The 18,325-nt window shown below is 69.3% G+C and carries 13 protein-coding genes; 2 read left to right on the top strand and 11 right to left on the bottom strand.

The features are described from left to right. The first annotated feature begins 168 nt into the window (after window positions 1–168). Entirely contained in the window at window positions 169–1,458 is a 1,290-nt protein-coding gene (locus tag ACWGKS_RS23795; RefSeq protein WP_358511826.1) for an MFS transporter, read from the top strand. A gap of 87 nt (window positions 1,459–1,545) precedes the next feature. Here the strand turns inward: ACWGKS_RS23795 and ACWGKS_RS23790 are convergent, their stop codons facing one another. The 11 genes from ACWGKS_RS23790 to ACWGKS_RS23740 form a co-directional block, all read right to left on the bottom strand. Further along, a complete protein-coding gene (locus ACWGKS_RS23790; protein WP_452524099.1) occupies window positions 1,546–3,174 on the bottom strand; it encodes a condensation domain-containing protein in 1,629 nt (542 codons plus the stop codon). Next, on the bottom strand, window positions 3,171–6,509 hold the full coding sequence (locus ACWGKS_RS23785; RefSeq protein ID WP_452524097.1) for a non-ribosomal peptide synthetase: 3,339 nt from the start codon (window positions 6,507–6,509) through the stop codon (window positions 3,171–3,173). Before ACWGKS_RS23785 ends, ACWGKS_RS23790 begins: the two co-directional genes overlap by 4 nt. A gap of 27 nt (window positions 6,510–6,536) precedes the next feature. Then, a complete protein-coding gene (locus tag ACWGKS_RS23780) occupies window positions 6,537–7,880 on the bottom strand; it encodes a M20/M25/M40 family metallo-hydrolase (protein WP_452524095.1) in 1,344 nt (447 codons plus the stop codon). A gap of 2 nt (window positions 7,881–7,882) precedes the next feature. Continuing rightward, the gene (locus ACWGKS_RS23775) at window positions 7,883–9,058 is read right to left on the bottom strand and encodes an acyl-CoA dehydrogenase family protein (protein WP_452524093.1); all 1,176 of its coding nucleotides are present in this window, start codon (window positions 9,056–9,058) and stop codon (window positions 7,883–7,885) included. 1 nt (window position 9,059) lies between these two features. Then, on the bottom strand, window positions 9,060–10,238 hold the full coding sequence (locus ACWGKS_RS23770; RefSeq protein WP_452524092.1) for an acyl-CoA dehydrogenase family protein: 1,179 nt from the start codon (window positions 10,236–10,238) through the stop codon (window positions 9,060–9,062). Continuing rightward, a complete protein-coding gene (locus tag ACWGKS_RS23765) occupies window positions 10,235–13,549 on the bottom strand; it encodes a non-ribosomal peptide synthetase (protein WP_452524090.1) in 3,315 nt (1,104 codons plus the stop codon). Before ACWGKS_RS23765 ends, ACWGKS_RS23770 begins: the two co-directional genes overlap by 4 nt. Beyond that, the gene (locus ACWGKS_RS23760) at window positions 13,546–14,400 is read right to left on the bottom strand and encodes a [LysW]-aminoadipate kinase (protein ID WP_452524088.1); all 855 of its coding nucleotides are present in this window, start codon (window positions 14,398–14,400) and stop codon (window positions 13,546–13,548) included. The genes ACWGKS_RS23765 and ACWGKS_RS23760 overlap by 4 nt, the downstream gene beginning before the upstream one ends. 10 nt (window positions 14,401–14,410) lie before the next feature. Beyond that, entirely contained in the window at window positions 14,411–15,433 is a 1,023-nt protein-coding gene (gene argC / locus ACWGKS_RS23755) for an N-acetyl-gamma-glutamyl-phosphate reductase (RefSeq protein WP_358511803.1), read from the bottom strand. 34 nt (window positions 15,434–15,467) lie between these two features. Continuing rightward, on the bottom strand, window positions 15,468–15,638 hold the full coding sequence (lysW, locus tag ACWGKS_RS23750) for a lysine biosynthesis protein LysW (protein WP_358511800.1): 171 nt from the start codon (window positions 15,636–15,638) through the stop codon (window positions 15,468–15,470). Between the two features lie 201 nt (window positions 15,639–15,839). Then, window positions 15,840–16,844 carry a BtrH N-terminal domain-containing protein gene (locus ACWGKS_RS23745; protein ID WP_358511797.1) on the bottom strand — a complete coding sequence of 335 codons (1,005 nt, stop codon included), beginning with the start codon at window positions 16,842–16,844 and terminating at the stop codon, window positions 15,840–15,842. Beyond that, a complete protein-coding gene (locus tag ACWGKS_RS23740) occupies window positions 16,829–17,401 on the bottom strand; it encodes a hypothetical protein (protein WP_452456225.1) in 573 nt (190 codons plus the stop codon). Before ACWGKS_RS23740 ends, ACWGKS_RS23745 begins: the two co-directional genes overlap by 16 nt. A gap of 39 nt (window positions 17,402–17,440) precedes the next feature. Here ACWGKS_RS23740 and ACWGKS_RS23735 point away from each other — a divergent pair, with 39 nt between their 5' ends. Continuing rightward, on the top strand, window positions 17,441–18,319 hold the full coding sequence (locus ACWGKS_RS23735) for a GNAT family N-acetyltransferase (protein WP_452456224.1): 879 nt from the start codon (window positions 17,441–17,443) through the stop codon (window positions 18,317–18,319). Window positions 18,320–18,325 lie beyond the last annotated feature (6 nt).

Genomic DNA, 18,325 nt, shown 5'->3' with positions numbered 1-18,325 from the left:
CGCCCCGGAACCAACCGGTCGCGACCTTTCCCCACAGTCCTCCTCGTGGCGCCGCACCGAAATCAGGGGTTTCCCGGACTCCACGGCGGCGCGGAAGCGGTGCGAACGTCCGAGGGTGCCGCTCCATGCCCGGCGTACCGAGCCGAATCCCTTCGTAGGAGGTCCTCGATGACGGCCCTTGATCCCATATCGACCACCGAATCCGGGAAGGGGGCGGCGCCGGCACGGGACTTCCGTCTTCTCTGGGGAGGCGACTTCTTCTCCCAGTTGGGTTCACAGACGACCCTGTTCCTGCTGCCCCTGCTGGCGATCTCCCTCTTGGACGCCTCCGGATTCCAGGTGGGTCTGCTCCAGGCCCTGTACATGGCACCGTTCGTGGTGCTTCCCCTGTTGGCGGGCCTGCTGCTGGAGCACCGGGCCCTCCGACCCGTGCTGATCGTGGTGGACCTGCTCAGGGCCTCGGTCGTGCTGACGATCGCCGCCTTGGCGCTGAGCGGTCAGATGACGCTCCCCCACCTCCTGGTCGCGGCACTGATCGGAGGTTGCCTGACGGTGGTCTACGACATCGCGTTGGTGTCCTACGTGCCACGCCTGGTCTCCTCCGGGTTCCTCGACACCGCGCACAGTCGGATGTCGGCGAACATCGCCGTGGGCGGCACCGCCGGACCGGGTGTGGGTGGCTGGACCGCGTCACTGCTGGGTCCCGCCTCGGCGATGGGGGCGAGCGGGCTGGCGTACCTGGGTTCGGCCCTGACCCTCTTCTTCGTCCGTCACCGGGAACGGGTCCCCACTCGTGCGGGAGACCGCGATCCACGTGCCGAACTGGCCGACGGCGTACGCGCCGTGTTCTCCAATCCCCCGGTCAGGGCCGTGTCGATCCACGCGGCGATCTACAACGCCGGAATTCCGCTGGTCACCGTGGGCGGCCTGATGTACCTGGTCGACGGGATGGGGATGAGCAGTGGTCTGTACGGCACCCTGATGCTGGTGGGAGGTCTCGGCGCGGTCACCGGCGCCCTGAGCGTCCCCCTGCTCATCAGGCGAATCGGATACGGCCCGAGCATGCTGACCGTGCTGCTGTTCTCCACCTTCCCCTATTTCCTTCTTCCCGCCTTCGGAGGGGTGGACGCGCTGGGCTTCTCCGCGGCGGGCGCGGCGTTCTTCATCGGCTCCGGTGGTGCCGCGGCCGGCAGCGTGGTGGCGACGACCATCCGGCAGAGGCTCACCCTCCCGGACCTTCGTACGCGGATGAACGCCACTTACCGTCTGGTGAGTTTCGGCGCGATTCCGATCGGTGCCCTGGGCGCCGGGTCCCTGGCCGACCTGATCGGCGCCCGCGAGACGTTGTGGCTCGCACCCGTCATCCTGCTGGTCTCCTGCCTGCCCGTGCTGCTGGGGCCGGTGCGACGACTGCGCGACGTCCCGGACCGAGCGGAACAAGGAGCACCGACGGTCTGAGTGGTCCGAGTGGCCTGAATGGCCTGAGTGGACCGAGCGACACGTGGCGGGACCGTACGGTGTCATCCGTACGGTCCCGCCACCGTCTCACGTCATCGCCGAGGTGAGCTGCCGGACGGTGTGCTCTCCGAGCACCATTTCCACCGGTAGTTCGACGCCCTTCTCCCGAGCCCGCATGACGATCCGTACCGCACGCATGGAGTCGCCGCCCAGAGCGTAGAACTCCTCGTCGACACTGACGATCTTCGTGCCGAACTCCTCGCTCCACAGGCTCAGGATCAGGTGCTCGGTCGGATTCGACGGCAGGGACCCCGCGCCGTCCAGCGCCCCGGCCGCGGGTTCGCCCTCCTCCACCGGGGTCGCCACGGCGACCTCGGAATCCCTGTCCGCCAAGGGGCAGGGAAGCTCGGACAGCCGAGCGTCGGGGTCGGTGCCCCAGGCACGCAGGACCGCCTGGATCGATTTGCTGAACAGCTCGGCGGTCTCCTGACGGAACCAATCGGCGCGCAGACCGATCGTTCCGCTCAGCGTGTCGTCGTTCTCCACCAGGTCGACCGTGGCGTCGAAGATCGCGCTGCCCTGGGACAGGTGGACCGGCTCGGCGGTCACCCCGGGAAGATCGACCCGCGCCGCGAGAGGTGTGTTGTCGACCGCGAGCATGACCTGCGCCAACGGGGGCCGTCCGGTCCGGCGTTCCGGTTTGAGTTCGTTGACCAGGACCTCGAAGGGGACATCGGCGTGGCCATAGGCACCGAAGCTGCTGTCACGCACACGTTCCAACAAGGTGAGCAGTGTGGGGTCCCCCGACAGGTCGACGCGCACCGGGAGGGTGTTGACGAAGAAGCCGACCAGGCTCTCCAGTTCCGGCTCGCCGCGCCCGGCCACCGGCAGGGCGAGCACGACGTCGTCCTGACCACTCCAACGGGCGAGGACGGCGGTGTAGGCGGCCATCACCACCATGGTGGGGGTGACGCCGGCCGGAGCGAGTCCGCGCAGATGTCGAACCGTGACCGGCGCGACGCGCAGTGGGGCGGTGACCGAAGCGTGCGGGGGCCGGCCGGTGCCCTCCGTGCCGGTGGGCAGGGCGAGCGGGCGGACGCCCTTCAGACGATCACGCCAGTAGCGGATCTGGTCGTCGAGCGAACCGCCCTCGACCTGCTCGCGCTGCCACAACGCGTAGTCCGCGTACTGCACGGGAACCTCCGCGAGTTCCCTCCCCCCGCCCTCGACCGCGGACGCGTACAGGGTCGCGATCTCGGCGAGCATCACCCCCAGGGACCATCCATCGGTGACGGTGTGGTGGGCGATGACGACGAGGACGTGATGCTCCTCGGACACCCGCAACAGGTGTCCGCGGAGCAGGGGGCCCTCGGCCAGGTCGAAGGGTTCCGCGGTCAGCTCCTCGATCCGCGCCAGGAGCGCCTCCTCGGAGTCGGCCAGGGGTTCGGTCACGAGGGTGACCGGCCGTGCTTCCCGCACGACCTGCATGACCCCTCCATCCCGCAGTCGTAGAACGGTGCGCAGCACCTCGTGCCGTTCCACCAGACCGGAGAGCGCTCCGGCCAACGCCGGTGCGTCGAGTCGTCCCTTCAGACGCAGGGCCATGGGCACGTTGTACAGCGGCATGTCCGGGGTGACCTGTTCCAGCAGCCACAGCCGTTCCTGTCCGTACGATGCCGGGAGGACGTAGAGGTCCTCCCCCGTCTTCGTGGTCATGTCGCGTCTCCATCGTCGAGAGTTGTCTTGGTGTCCGTACCGGCCCCGACCCGGTATCCGGTGCGGTCGACCCTGCGCAGCGACGGTCCCTTCGTCACGGTGCGGCGTCCGACGCGTTGGATCTCCGCGGCCATCGCGCCGACCGTCGGCATGGTGAACAGGCTCTCCATCGGCAGTTCGGTGCCCAGTTCCACTCGGATCCGGTGCGCGAGTTTGACCGCCAGGAGGGAGTTGCCCCCGAGATCGAAGAAGTCGTCCCCGACTCCGATTCCGTCCGTGTCCAGGATCTCCGCCCACAACCGGGCCAGGGCGCGCTCGCCGGGTGTGGCGGGGGCCGTCGCCCCCCGGTCCCCACAGGGTCGGTCGGGTGTGGGGAGTCGTCGACGGTCGAGCTTTCCGTTGGGGCTGAGCGGCCATTCGTCGACCCGGGTGAACGAGACGGGGACCATGTGCGACGGAAGACGTCCGCGCAGGGCCTTTTGCAGGTTCGGCACGCGTTCCTCCGTGTTCTCGACCGATTCGTCGGCCAGGAGCACGTAGGCGACCAGTACGGGGCCGGTCGAGCCATCGGTGCGCACGTCGGCGACCGCCGACTCGACGCCCTCCAACTCGGTCAGGGCGACCTCGATCTCCCCCAACTCCACGCGCATGCCCCGCAACTTGACCTGGCCGTCCATTCGGCCCAGGTACTCCACCGTCCCGTCCGATCGCCACCGGGCCAGGTCTCCGGTGCGATAGAGACGGGCACCGGGACCGCCGAACGGGTCCGGTACGAACCGCTCGGCGGTGAGCCCGGGGCGTTCCCAATAGCCACGGCAGACCTGGACGCCGCCGATCATCAGCTCCCCGGGCGCACCGATCGGGACGGGCGCCATGTCCTCGTCCACGACACGGATGGTGCAACCGTCGATCGGACGACCGATGGGGACACGGTGCCCGTAGCCGTCGCGACAGTCGAACCAGGTGACGTCGATGGCGGCCTCGGTGGGCCCATAGAGGTTGAAGACGGGTACTTCCGGCAGGCGTCGCTCGACCTCCCGGACCAGCCGGGAGGGCAGTTCCTCCCCGCTGCACACGATCCGGCGCAACCGTCGACAGCCCTCCAACGAGGGGGCCGTGAGGAACAGGTCGAGCATGGAGGGCACGAAGTGGATCGTGGATACGTCCGCCCGGTCCACCAGTTCGGACAGGTATCCGGGATCCGCGTGGCCGCCGGGTCGAGCGAGTACGCACCGCGCTCCGGTGATCAGCGGCCAGAACAGTTCCCACACCGAGACGTCGAACCCGATCGGGGTCTTCTGAAGGACTCCCTCGCCGATCTCCAACCCGTAGGTCCTCTGCATCCACAGCAACCGGTTGACCACGGCACGGTGTTCGTTCATCGCCCCCTTCGGGCGCCCGGTGGAGCCGGAGGTGTGGATGACGTAGGCCAGGGACCGGTCACTGACACGGAGCCGAAGTGGTGCCGCGGACCACTCGGCGATCTCTGCCGCGTCCCGGTCGGGACAGATCAGGCGAGCGGACGAATCGACCACCGCGGCGACGTCGGGAGGAACCTCGGTCGCGTCGGCGATGACCACCTTGGCCCGTGTGTCCTCCAGCATCATCCGGAGTCGTTCGGGCGGGTACTTCGTGTCCAGGGGGAGATAGGCGCCGCCCGCCTTGAGAGCGGCGAGCAGGCCGACGAGCAGATCCGGGCCGCGCGGCAGTCCGACGCCGACGACCGTGTCCGGACCCACCCCTTCGGCGCGCAGCATTCGCGCGAGCCGGTTGGAGCGCCGATCCAGCTCTCGGTAGGTCAGGGTGACGCCCTCGTACTGGAGGGCGATCGCGTCAGGGTGGGCGGCGACCCGATCCTCGAACAGTTCGTGCAGGGTGGTGGATCCGGTGCCGGGCACCGGCTCCTCCGTGCCGCCGAACACGTCCAGGAGTTCCGTGTGGACGTCGTCCGCCACCAATCCGAGCCGGGACACCGGCACATCCGGGTCCGCGTCGGTGAGCACCAGGCGCAGGGAGTCCGCCAGGCTCCGGGCGGTCGCCTCGTCGTACAGCTCGGCGCTGTACTCCAAACGGACCTCCCATCCCCCCTCCGACAGGGGTTCGAGATTGACCTCCAGGTCGAACTTGGCGGTGCCGGTGTCCAGGGCGACCAGGTCGAAGCCGAGGCCGCGCACCACCGGTTCCGGACGAGGCTCCTCGTCCACCTGGAACAGGTGGCGGACCAGGGCCGTACGGCCTCCGGGGTCCCGCTCGGCCCGCACGGCGTCGACGATCCGATCGAAGGGGACGTCCGCGTTGGAGTGGGCGTCGAGCATGCCGTCGTGGATCCGTGCCACCAGGGCACCGAACGTCGGGTCGTCGGACAGGTCGACGCGTACCGGAAGGGTGTTGACGAAGAAGCCGATCAGCCGGTTCACCTCGGGGCGCTGGCGTCCCGCCACCGGCACCGCGACGACCAGGTCGTCCTGACGCGACCAGCGGGAAAGGACCGTGGCGAACGCGGCGAACCCCACCGCGAACGGTGTCGTGCGGTGTTCCTCGACGAGCCGATCGATCGCGGTGTGGGCGGGGAGGGTCAGGACGATCGACCCCCCGGAGAAGTCCGGTGTCCCCGGCCGTGCCCGGTCCGTCGGGACCTCCGTCAGGGGTGCTCCCGCCAGCCGGTCCCGCCAATGGTCGAGCTGGCGCGTGACCGCCGGCGCGTCCTCGCGCTCGTTCTGCCACACGGCGTAGTCGGCGTACTGGATGTCCAGGGGCGGTTCGGTGACGGCGCCTCCTGCCCCGTAGGCGGCCACCAGTTCCGACACGAGGATCTCCAGCGACCAGCCGTCGGAGACCATGTGGTGGAGCGAGACCACGAGTAGGTGTTCTCGGGGCGTGACCCTCAGCAGGTGGAAGCGGGCGACGGGACCACGCTCCAGGTCGAAGGGCTCGGCCGCGATCACCCGAGCCCGGTCGAACGGGTCGCCGTCCACGTCGGAGATCGAGAGGTCGACCTCCGAGGGGGGAAGGACCCGTTGGACGGGTTCACCATCGGCGGCCTGTTCGAAGACCGAACGAAGGACCTCGTGACGCGTGACGATCCCGGTCAGGGCCGTACGCAACGCGGTGACGTCGAGTTCGCCGCGCAGCCGCGCTCCCGCGCTGACGTTGTACAGCGCGGTTCCCGGCCGCAACCGGTCCAAGAACCACAGCCTGCGCTGGCCGGGTGAGAGCCGTGCGGGACCCTCCGCCCCGGAACGAGGCGGAATTCGGTCATCTCGTCCGATACCGCGTCTGCGGCGCAGTTCCCGTAGCAGTGCCCCACGCTCGTCGGTCAGCCATTCGGTGCCCATGTTCGCCTCTTCCTCGTACTCCGGTCCTCATCGGTGGTCGCGCAGCAGGGTGGACAGGCAGTCCGTGCCGAAGCGCAGGGCGTCGACGGGGATCCGCTCGTTGGCCTGGTGCAGCATCCCCCGGTGCGGAGCACCCGCGGGCAGGCGCATGGGCAACCATCCGTAGCAGCGGATGCCCAGCTGGGCGAAGAGCCTGTTGTCGGTGGACGCCGGCGTGATCATGGGCAGGGGCACCGCCCCCGGATCGGCCTTCTCCAGGATCTCGACCATGGAGTCGTAGAAGCCGCCGAACTCGGGCTCGCGGATCCGACCGGGATCGACCCGGGCCCCCTCCAGGAGGAGTTCGAACTCGATGTCCGGACCGGCCAGGGCACGCACCTCGGCCTCGAAGTCCGCCACGGTGAAGTCTCCTGGCAGGATGCGGCCGTCCATGTCGACGCTGACGCTTTCAGGCATCATGTTGATCTTGTCCGGGGTGTGCACCACGGTCGGGTTGACCGTGTGACGGAGCACCGAGTCCAGGTAGCGGGCCTGTTCGTCGGGGAGGCCGGTGGGCAGCCGGTCGAGGGCATCGTCCTCCCTCAGCCCGCGTACGGCCTCACCCGTCGGTCCGGGCAACCGCCGGGACAGTTCGGCGAGCATCCGGTCCGCCGCGACCCCCTTGTGACGCGGGAGGCGCGCTCCGGTGAGTGCGGTGAGCAGGCCGGCCAGACGCCTCATCGGGGTCTTCGCGGGCATCATCCGTGAACCGTGCCCCCCGGGGCCGCGCAGGGTGGCGCGTAGCCAACAGGCGCGTTTCTCCGCCACGACGATGGGGTGGAAGCGCACACCGTCCAACTCGATGTCGGCACCCGCCTCCTCCCCGATGGCGTAGCGCACGCCCTCGAACAGTTCCGCGTGGTTTCGGACCAGGTGGCGGGCGCCGACCCCACTTCCGTTCTCCTCGTCGGCGACGACGGCGAGCAGGACGTCCCCGGCGGGTCGTTCCCCACGCTCGCGCATGCGCAGGAGGGAGGACAGCATCATCGCGAGGCCGCCCTTCATGTCGATGGCCCCTCGCCCCCACACCTCACCGTCGACGAGACGTCCTTCGAAGGGCGGGTACAGCCAGTCCTGGCCGGTGACGGGGACGACGTCGGAGTGGGCGTGCAGGAGTAGAGGGGGCGCTTCCCCCCTGCCCTTGAAGCGAGCGACCACGTTGGCCCGTTCAGGGGTGACCCCGATGACCTTGACATCGATCTCCTCGTCGCCGTCCAACAGATCGGTGACGTAGGCGGCGCACGCTCCCTCGTCGCCGGGCGGATTGGTGGTGTCGATCCTGATCAGGTCCTGGAGCAGGGATACCGGATCGGTGGTTCCCGTTGTCGACATCGTCATCCCTTTCCAAGGTCGTCGACGAAGCTGGAGTGAAGCAGCCGGGCGGCCTCCCGACGGAGCCCGGTGGCGGTGCCGAAACGCTGCGCGTCCACCGCCGCCCGGCGGTAGAAGAACGACGCGTCACACCGCTCCGTCATACCGAGGGCACCGTGCAGGTGTACGGCCTCCGCGGACACGACGCGGGCGAGGTCACCGGCGAGGAAGGCGGCTTGGGCCGCGTGAAGGCGAATGTCGTCCGCTCCGGAGTCGGCGGCTCGCGCGGTACGACGGACCAGGGCCGCCAAGGCGGCGTTCTCGGCACTGAGCCCCGCGAGCCGGTAGGCGGGCGCCTGCATCCTGGCGAGGGGAGCGCCGAAGGCCCGGCGCTCCTTCAAATGGGCGACGGTGAGATCTAGGGCTCCGCGGCACAGGCCCGACAGGTAGGCCGCGTGCCTGATCCTGGCCCGGGCCAGGACCTTCGCGTAGTCGGTACCGACCTCGATCAGGCCGTTCGGGGCGAGGACGGCCCGTTCGAAGGTGACCTCGTACAGGTCGCCGCGGCCGAGGTCGTCCTGACGGCGGATCCGGACACCCGGCTGTGCGGTGGGGACCAGGCAGGAGTACGGATCTCCCCCGACCGTGCCCACGGCCAGCAGCAGGTCCGTGTCCGCCGCGAAGGCGACGAACCGGCGCGTGCCGGTCACCGTCCCGTCGTGTGCGTCGACCGTCAGGGGGCCGACGGTCCCGGGCTCGTCCACGCCTCGCTCCCGAACGGCCAGGGACATGGTGCTCCGTCCCTCGGCGACGGAGTCGAGGAGTTCGTCGTGGCGTCCATCGAGGGCCAGGAGGTCGGCGACCGCCAGGGTGTCGGGAAGGGCGCTCTGGTACAGGCCGGGTCCGGTGAGTTCGGCCACCTCGACGGTGGTCTCCAGGGCCTTTTCGGCCCCGCCCAGGCGTACCGGCAGGGCCGCTCGCAGCACACCCATGTCGGTGAGGGTCGCCCACACACCGGCTCGGGCCTCCGCGTCGTCCCCGTTCAGGACCGCGGACCCGCCACTGCCCCTGGGTCGATCACCGACCCTGCGCAGGACCGGGTTCAGGTCTTCGTGGAAGAGCTCGGCGCACGCCGCGCGCACCTCGGCCGGGGTGGTCCCCGCGGAGGTCGACTCGGACGTGGCGGTTTCGATCGTCATCTCAGAGCATCCCCAGACCGTTGGTCGCGATCAGGTAGAGCATGACCTCGGAGGTACCGGAGGCCAGCCGTTGCGCGGGTGCCATGCGGTAGTCGGCCTCGAACCGCGAGGTGCTCCCCGCCCGTTCGTCCCAGCGGGTCAGTTGCGAGTCGACGCCGTCGACCTCCGACCCCGTATCGAGGATCGGCCGGAACTGCTCGCTCGCGTACCACTTGCTCATCGCGGACGCCACGGGGTCCGGGGCACCGAGATCGAGGTTGTGGACCATCTCCCACGCCAGGGCGTGGGAGGCACGCAGTCGCGCGTCCAATTCCGCGAACCGGACCGCGAACACGGGATCATCGAGTCGGCCCGCGCGCACCGCTCGCTCCATCACCAGGTCCAGCAGGCGTCGGGCCTTGCCGTGGAAGTCGATCCCGGTGCGTTCCAGCTGGAGCAGCTCGTTCATCAGCCGCCATCCGTCGTCCAACCGTCCGACGACGTCCTCCGGACCCAGCCGCACGCCGTCGATGACGACGAGGCCGAAGCACTCGTCGGCCATGCTCGGCACCGGCTCGACGTGGACGCCCGGTGAGCGCAACGGCAGCAGGAACAGGGTGATCCCGTGCATGGCCACCGGACCTTCGCTGGTCCGCGCGGCGCACAAGGCGATCTCGCCGTACTGGGACTTCATGTTGTAGACCTTGGAGCCGTGCAACCGCCACCCGTCCCCGTCCGGCTCGGCACGAGTGGACAGCCCGGACAGGTCCGAGCCACAGCCTGGCTCGGTGAACAGAACGGTCGCGACCCGTTCGCCCGCGGCCAGGGCCGGGAGGTGCTCCCGCTTCTGCTCCGGGCTTCCCTCCGCCAGCAGGAACATGCCGACGAGGTCCACACCGAGGACGTGCACGTCGTCGGGGACACCGGCGAGCGTCATCTCCTCCGTGACGATGGCGGACTCCACCGGACCGAGGCCGAGACCGCCGTACTCGACCGGCCAGCTGGGGGCCAGCAGGCCCCTGCGCCCCAACGTCCGGTAGATCTCCAGCAGAACCGGTTCCTCTCCCGGGGGACGGGCGGCCAGCTCCGCGAGCTCCGCGGCCACCTCCGGTCCCGTGAGCAGGGAACGCACCTCCTCACGGAAGGCCCGCTGCCGGGTGCTGAGCCCGGGGGTGGGCTCCATCGGTGTCCGCACCGTCATGGGGTGCTCCCTTCCGCCTCGTTCAACAAGGCGAGCAGGTCGTCGTCGGAAGTCCCCGCCAGCTCGTCGGACTCGATGAGCTCGGCGAGGGCGAAGATGCTGGAGTTCACGAAGAGATCCCTCAGCTCCAGCCGCACTCCGAAGGCCGATTCGATCCGCGAGGCCAGTTCGGTGACCTTGAGCGAGTTCCCACCGACCTCGAAGAACCCGTCGTGGACGTCGACCTCGTCCTGGTCGCCCCGGTCCAGGAGGTCCTCCCAGATCCGCGCGAGCCCCCACTGGGTGTCGGTCGAGGGAGGCGTCGGCGTCCGCCGCACCACACTTTCCTCGGGGGCCGGCAAAAGGCCACGATCGATCTTGCCGCTGGCGCCACGCGGAATCTCGGGCAGCACGATCATGACCGCTGGGACCAGGGAGGAGGGAAGGTGTTCGGCGGCCGTCCGTCGTACCCCGTCGAGATCGGGTCCCCCCGCTTCCGCGTCGAGGGGGGTGAGGTAGGCGACCAGTCGGGCGTCGGCGCCCGAACCATGGCGTACCACCACGGCCTCGTCCACCTCGGGGTGGGCGGTGAGGGATCGCTCGACCTCACCGGGTTCGACTCGGAGGCCGCGGATCTTGATCTGGTCGTCCACGCGGCCGAGGAAGCGCAGGTCACCGTTGGAGTCCCAGTGGACCAGGTCACCGGTACGGTAGGCGCGAGCTCCGGGAGGGCCGTAGGGGTCGGGGACGAAACGTTCCGCGGTGGCGTCGGGACGGTTCACGTATCCGCGTGCCACACCGGCTCCGGCGACGTAGAGCTCCCCTGGGACGCCTTCGGGTACGGGCGCTCCGAAGCGGTCCAGGACGTAGACGCGGTAGCCGCGCAAGGGACCGCCGATGGGCGGCATGGCGGTGTGTTCCTCGTCGGGGCACGCGTAGTCCGTGCAGGCGACCGTCGCCTCGGTGGGGCCGTAACCGTTGTGGAACTCCCGGTCCGGGGTGCGCCATCGATTGACCAGTTCGGCGGGGAAGGCCTCCAACCCCACGAACAGCGCGCGCAGGTCGGGGAGGTCGTCCGGGTCGAGCATCCCGAGGACGGCCGGCGGCAGATCCGTCACCGTCACGCGTTCGGAGCGCATCAGTGCGGTGAGCGAGGTCGGGTCGAGCAGGACCTCGCGTGGCGCGTGGACGAGGGTGGCTCCGCTGCCCAGGGCGGCGAAGAAGTCGAACAGGCTGACGTCGAAGGCCGGATTGGCGAACTGGAGCACCCGGTCTCCCCGGCCGAGGTCGAACCGCTCGATGATGGCCTCGGTGAAGTTCGTGATGGCGGACTGCTCCACCTGAACCCCCTTGGGGCGGCCGGTGGATCCGGAGGTGAAGATCACGTAGGCGAGGTTGCGTCCCGTCACGGTGACCGGCGGGGGGCCGACGGGCGCCGTGGGCCGGTCCTCGTCGGAGACGGTGACGGCCCGCACGTGCTCGGGCAGGAGGTCGGCCAGGTCCGCCGAGGTGACCACCACTTCGCATCCCGCGTCGGCGATGATGGCCTCCCTGCGTTGGGCCGGGTGGTCGGGATCCATCGGCATGAAGGCGGCCCCGGCCTTTCCCACGCCCAGGTAGGCGGTGGGGATGTCCGGGCCCCGTTCCAGCAGGACGCCGACGACGTCCTCGGGCCCGATTCCTTGTTCCCGAAGCCTCCAGGCGAGATGGTTGGCCCGGCCCTCCAGTTCTCCGTAGGTGGTGTCGGAACCCTCGAAACGCAGGGCGACGTCGTCGGGCCGCTCTGCCGCCCTGGCCTCGAACAGCCGGTGGAGGAGCCGCCGTTCGCCCGGCGTCCCCCCGTCACTCCACCGCCCCGTCACCTCGGCCAGTTCGGTCGCGGTGAGCACACCGGTCTCGCTGAGCCGCAGCCCGGGGTCGACCACCACGGTGTTCAGTACCTGTTCGTAGTGATCGAACAGGCGAGCGACGCGTTCGGAGTCGAACAGCTCCGTGGAGAACTCCGCCCACAGCCGTAGTCCCTCGGGCAGTTCCGTCAGTTGGACGGCCAGGTCGAACCGGGCCGTCCCCGAATCGATCGGGAAGGCCTCGACCCGCAGGTCCTCGATCTCCGCGGACTCGATCGCCGCGTGTTGCAGGGTGAAGGAGGTCTGGAAAAGCGGATTGCGGTCGGGGTCGCGTTCCGGGCTCAGCTCCTCGACCACCTTCCCGAAGGGCAGGTCTTCGTGGAAGTGGGCGCCCATCACGGTGTCCCTCGTGCGGGACAGGAGCTCACGGAAGGTCGGGTCACCGGCGGTGGAGGTGCGCAGCACCAGGGTGTTGGAGAAGAAGCCCACCAGGGACTCGACCTCCGGGCGACCACGTCCCGACCACACGGACCCGACCACGATGTCGTCCTGTTGGGTGTACTTGGACATCAGCACGTTGAAGGCGGCCAGGACCACCGTCATCAGGGTGACCCGCTCGGCCCGGGCCAGCCGGTTCAGGTCGTCCCGTAGGCGTGCGGGAAGGACTCGGTCCAGGGTCGTCCCCGCGTGTGTGGGGACCCCGGGCCGGGGTCGATCCGTGGGCAGGTCGAGGATCGGCAGGTCGGTCAACCGATCACGCCAGTACGCCAGCTGCTCGTCGGCACGCTCCCCGGTCATCCTGCCGCGCTGCCAGACGGCGTAGTCGGCGTACTGCACAGCGAGCTCGGGCAGTCCGGCCGCTCCGCCACCACGCTCCGAGCGGTACAGCTCCACCAGTTCCCGAATGATGATCGCGGTCGACCAACCGTCGGTCGCGATGTGGTGCAGGGAGAGGAGGAGGACGTGGACGTCTTCGGCCTGACGCAACAGGTACGCCCTCAGGACCGGACCGTTCCTCAGGTCGAAGGGGGCGGCGGCCAGTTCCGAGACGTGTTCCCGGATCTGTTCGTCGCCGCCAGGGGCGTCGATGACCTGGAGCGGGACTTCGGCCGCCGGAGCGATCTCCTGAAAGGGGACTCCGTCCCTGACGGGGTATCGGGTGCGGAGGACCTCGTGACGGGCGACAAGGGCGGTCAGGGCCCTCTGCAGGGCCGAGCCGTCGAGCTCGCCGCGCAGACGCAGGGAGACCGGGGAGTTGTACACCGACCTCCCGGGGGCCCACTGGTCCAGGAACCACAGACGTTGCTGGGTGAAGGAGGTGGGCAGGGCACGTTCCCGGGGAACCGCCGTGATGGCCTCCCCGGTACCCAGGCCCGAGGATCGCTGGCTTTCGCGGAGCGCCATGAGCCGTCGGCGGGTGTCGGCCAGACTGCCTCCACCCGCTTTGTCGGCCGTGGCGTGCCCGGTTGACGGTGGTGTGGTCATCGATGACTCCCAACAGGTCGGGCCACCCGAACACGAGTTCCCTGTCCGACCAGCGCGGCGGACACGGGCGAGTCGACCCGCCCGTCCGCGATGACGGCGGAGTCGACCCCGTCGAGCAGGGCGCTCCGGGCCGCGCGCAGTTTGACGGACATCCCCCCGACCGCGGCCTCGTCGACACCCCCCTGGGGCTTGAGGGTGACCTCGGATCGCAGTGACGATTCGTCGGTGTGGTCCGCAAGCAGTCCCGGGGCGGCCGTGAGCAGGACCAGACGGGTGGGCAGACCCGCCGCGGCGAGCGCGCCGGCGATGGCGGCGGCGGTACGGTCGGCGTCGACGTTGACCGGGCGGTGGTCCTCCCCGAGCGCGGGCGGAGAGATCACTGGAACCCGCCCCTCCCCCAGTAGCGACAGGACGAGCGCCGGGTCCACGAGGGTGATCCGGCCGCTGTGGTCGTCACGGACGACTCGGGTGCGGCCGTCCACGACCACCCGGTGGGACTTCGGCCGCCGGGCCCGGATCAGACCACAGTCCATGCCGCTCAGCCCCACCGCGGGCACGCCCACGCGGGACAGACTTGACACCAACTCCGGTTTGAACTCGCCCAGGAGGGCGTACTGGAGCACCTCCAGGGTCGCCGGGTCGGTGTAACGGCTGGACGTACCACCGGGGGTGGTGAGCCTGCGTTGGCGCACCCCCAGCCGTCGTGCGAGGTCGTCGAGGTCGGCGGCGCCTCCGTGCACCAGGACCACACGCCGCCCCTCGGCGACCAGGCGCCCCAGGTCTCGGCAGAGCCCCTCCCGGTCGAGGGAGTGGTCTCCGCCGACCTTGACCACGAGTACGTGATCGGACATCGAATCCTCCTCAGATCGGATGGAGCCCGGGAAATCCGAGCCCGGTCCGTTCGTCCCAGCCCATCCGGATGTTCAAGCTCTGCACCGCGTTGCCCGCGCCGCCCTTGACCAGGTTGTCCAGGGCGCCCACGAGCGTGAGGTTCCCGGTGCCCGGCTCCAGGGCGAACCCGACGTCGCAGTAGTTCGATCCCAAGAGGATCTTGGGTTCCGGGAGTCGGTAGTTGCCACGCTTCTGGGCGACCACGCGGACGAACGGTTCGTCCTTGTAGCGGGCCCGGTAGGCGGCTCGGATCTCTCGTTCGGTCACGTCCGGGTTCGTGGTGGCCCGGATCACGACCTGAACGCCGCGTACCGCGTCGATCCCGGTCGCGGACATCCTCGGCACGGCCCCGGTGGCCTGGGCGATCTCCGCCTCGTGGCGGTGACCCGCCGGAGCGAAGAGCCGCAGGACCCCACTGCGTTCGGCGTGCAGGTTCATCTCACCGGCGGAGGCCCCCGAACCGCTGGATCCCACCCGGCCGTCCACGTAAACCTCAGGAGCCACCAGTCCGGCCGTGGTGAGGGGTTCCAGCGCGAGGATCGAGGCGGTGGCCATGCAGCCGGGCACACCGACCAGGTCCGCTCGGGTCAGCCGGTCCCTGTCCAACTCGGGAAGTCCGCGCACGGCTGTCCCGAGCAGTTCCGGGGCGAAGTGCTCACCGTAGTGACGGCGATACGTCTCCTGGTCGGCCAAACGCAGGTCGGCGCTGAGGTCGAAGACGATCTTGCCCTTGGTCGACTCCGCGGCCCGTGCCACGGGATCGGAGGCCCCCGAACCCGTGAAGAACAAGGCGTCACAGTCGGGCAGGCGGTCGGGGGAGCTGTAGACCAGATCGGTCAGGCCCCGCAGGTTGGGATGGGTGAGGTCGACCCTGCGGTCCGCGAGACGCGTCGACGTCACCGCGACGATCTCGACCTCCGGATGACCGAGGAGGAGCCGCAGCAGTTCCCCGCCGATGTAACCGGCCCCACCCACGATTCCGACGCTGATCATCGGCTCCCCCTTCGCCGTACCTTCGAGGTGGTTCTCACTCGCCCCAGTCCTCTTCGGGCTCGGGCGCGACGGCGATGGTCAGCGGGTCGAGGGAGACGACCTCCAGTTCACCGGCGCATTCACCGCACTCGATGATCTCGTTGCGTTCGATCGTGTCGACGACGGTGACATCGGCGACGCATTCCGGACAGGACTTAACAGCCATTCTTCGCTCTTTCTTCCGAATCGCGGTTCAACACATAACGGCGGATGATCGTCTACCGAAGAAAACGCGATCGTCCAACAGAAGCTTGAACAATCCGCAGACACCGGACCGACATAGCGCCTTTCTGTGATCCCAAGGTTTCCGCAAAACGCACGTCGGGGTCAGTAAGGGATCTCCCCCACACGGGGGCGGGCCCGGGTTTCACGACGGGACGGGCACGCGTTCCATGAGGGCCACGGCCCCCGAATACGCCTCCATCACGCGCTCGGCGCGGGCGCGCACACCTTCACCGTCCACGTCTGTTCGGGCGTTGGCCACGGCGATGCGCAAGGCCGACCACTCGTGGGCGACTCCGTCCACGGTGCGGGCCAGCTCCCTCAGTCGGGGGACACCGAACGTCTTGCCCGCACGAGCGAGGAACTCGGCGTGCAGACCGGTGACCGCGAGCAGTGGGCCGATGACGATGAACGCCTCGTCCGAGCCGCCGCCGGCCGGTTCGGAACCACCACGGAAGCGGTCCAGGAACGCACGCAGTCCGCTCAGCCCGCTGGTGGCGGAGGTACTCGGTTCGAGCAACCCTCGAACGTTGGCATCGATCACCCGTCCGACGAACTCCGGGGTGAACTCGGGTTGTTCCGCCTCGACGGTCAGCTCCAGCCACCGATTGCCGATCGGATTGGAGGTGAAGAACTTGTCCCGTTCGTGTACCACGGGGTTCCCTGAATCACGCGCGGCCGTGAACGCCGCCAAGGGGATCGGCCCCTGGTAGGCGGGCGGCGTGGGGTCTGCCACCAGCACCTCACCACGTTCGTCGTCGAAGCCGTGGACCGCGAGAAGGTGGTTGGTGTGCACGTCCTGGTAGGCGGGCCGGAACGGCAGGTGGAAGTTGTCGGCGGCCACGGCGACGATCTCACCCGCGACCAGGCGTCGACGAACCTGGAGCCATCCCTGTTCGGAGTCGGTCGGATGGTGCCAACGGGAGGTGACCCCGTGGAACGGGGCCAGGCATGCGAACAGGTCGTCGGACGCTCCGGGCAGGTAGTACTCCTCACGGCGCACGTCGCCCGGGTAGTGGAAACCCCAGGCCGCCCCGAGCGCCTCGATCGGGTCCAGGCCGTGGTGGTCCAACAGGACCCCGGCGGTGTTGTGCAGGCAGTGGGTGAGGTCGTGTCGCCAGTACCGGACGGGGGTCAGTTCGACGCGCACGACGTCTCCTTCTCGGGCTCTTGGACGAGGGTGAGGGCGAAGACGTGCATCGCCGGGTTGTCGGGAAGACGCAGCGCGCGGAGCCGACCGGGCACGGACACCGGAGAGCGCTGTTGCCAGATGGACGGGGCGTGCGGAGCGTGGGTGTGCCTGGGATAGCGCAGGGCGAGGGTACGGAAGGCGAGGGGTTCGCCGAAGCGGGCGTCCGTCTCCGGCCAGAAGTCGGACATGCGCAGGTGCTCGGCCCTCTCGGCGCCGTCGGCGTAGAGGAGACCGATGTGGTCCTCGGTCCTGCGCTCCGCGGCGCCCAAGAGGTAGATCCAGTCGTAGTCGCCGGGAGGCACCTCGACGACCTGTCCCCGACAGCGCACGTTGTCTCCGCCCACCACCGCCCTGGCGGGGAACGCGAAGGGCACACCGGCGACCTCGGACTCCGTGCCCGGAGCGGGGAGCTCCTCGGCCGGAAAGGTGTTGCCCCAGATGTTGAAGCCGTATTCCCCCACGGTTCCAGGGGGCTGGATTCCCCGATTATTACAATGCTGCGAAATGTCGATCACTGAGGTTTTCATTTTCCCTATCCCCTCTATATTCGAGGCATGGACAAAACGATGGAGACAATCAGCGCACCGGTGGTCTCGGAAATACGTGACCTGACCGGAACACTCGCGCGGCGGGTGACCGAACTGACCCGTGCCGCCTATCGGGCCGGTGACCTGGTCCCCGGTCTGCCCGTGGCGGACGGGGCGGTCGCCGGTCCGGAGGAGTTGCACGAGGACCTCGCCGGAGGAGCACACCTGTGGGTCGCCGCCGTGGACGGGAGTCCGGTCGGAGCGGTGCGGGCGGTACGGACCGATGACGGCGCCTGGGAGGTTCGCCGCTTGGCCGTGGCCCCCTGGCACCGCCGGGGTGGCACCGCCAGGCTGCTGCTACGCCGCCTGGAGGAGTCCGCCTTCACCGCCGGAGCCGACCGGGTCGTGCTCGACGCCGTCGTGGAACGCGGCAACCCGGCCTTCTACGCCCGGGTGGGCTACACCGCCGTTCGCCATTTCGGAGCCGAGGACAAGCCCCTCTCCGAGGTGCGCATGGAGCGAGGGCCCGGATCCCCGGAGCGCGGTCGCTGTTCCGTTCCGCACACACCGGGAACGGCGGTGCTGTGGTGGTCGGTGCCACGAGGCTCCCTCTGCTCGGTGGTCCCGGTCCAGGAGGTCCCCGGCCCCGAGGCCGCGCCCACCGCCCCCTTCGGGCGAGAGGACGCGACGTTCGTGGGGGTGGACCTGTCCCCGGAACCCGAGGCGAGCGGCCGACGACCGATACTCGACGCGCTGTCCGTCGATGCCGCGTACCAGGACGGTGACGCCTTGACCTTCGACGCACCCGTCCACGAACTCAGCGCCTACCGTCGGCCCCGGCTGTCGCACCCCGATGTACTGGCCTGGTGGCGCAGCCCCTCGGTACGGCTCGCACGGCACACCTGACACCCG

This window comes from Nocardiopsis sp. NPDC055879 (assembly GCF_053615935.1).
Note: the sequence above shows the minus strand (reverse complement) of the source record. Positions and strands in the feature narration are given on the sequence as shown.

What these genes read in the sequence shown, in the direction of transcription:
- argC (WP_358511803.1), bottom strand. Translation starts at nt 15,433, where the DNA reads ATGATCAGCGTCGGAATCGTGGGTGGGGCCGGTTACATCGGCGGGGAA.
- ACWGKS_RS23775 (WP_452524093.1), bottom strand. Translation starts at nt 9,058, where the DNA reads ATGACGATCGAAACCGCCACGTCCGAGTCGACCTCCGCGGGGACCACC.
- ACWGKS_RS23785 (WP_452524097.1), bottom strand. Translation starts at nt 6,509, where the DNA reads ATGGGCACCGAATGGCTGACCGACGAGCGTGGGGCACTGCTACGGGAA.
- ACWGKS_RS23735 (WP_452456224.1), top strand. Translation starts at nt 17,441, where the DNA reads ATGGACAAAACGATGGAGACAATCAGCGCACCGGTGGTCTCGGAAATA.
- ACWGKS_RS23790 (WP_452524099.1), bottom strand. Translation starts at nt 3,174, where the DNA reads ATGACCACGAAGACGGGGGAGGACCTCTACGTCCTCCCGGCATCGTAC.
- lysW (WP_358511800.1), bottom strand. Translation starts at nt 15,638, where the DNA reads ATGGCTGTTAAGTCCTGTCCGGAATGCGTCGCCGATGTCACCGTCGTC.
- ACWGKS_RS23770 (WP_452524092.1), bottom strand. Translation starts at nt 10,238, where the DNA reads ATGACGGTGCGGACACCGATGGAGCCCACCCCCGGGCTCAGCACCCGG.
- ACWGKS_RS23795 (WP_358511826.1), top strand. Translation starts at nt 169, where the DNA reads ATGACGGCCCTTGATCCCATATCGACCACCGAATCCGGGAAGGGGGCG.
- ACWGKS_RS23760 (WP_452524088.1), bottom strand. Translation starts at nt 14,400, where the DNA reads ATGTCCGATCACGTACTCGTGGTCAAGGTCGGCGGAGACCACTCCCTC.
- ACWGKS_RS23765 (WP_452524090.1), bottom strand. Translation starts at nt 13,549, where the DNA reads ATGACCACACCACCGTCAACCGGGCACGCCACGGCCGACAAAGCGGGT.
- ACWGKS_RS23780 (WP_452524095.1), bottom strand. Translation starts at nt 7,880, where the DNA reads ATGTCGACAACGGGAACCACCGATCCGGTATCCCTGCTCCAGGACCTG.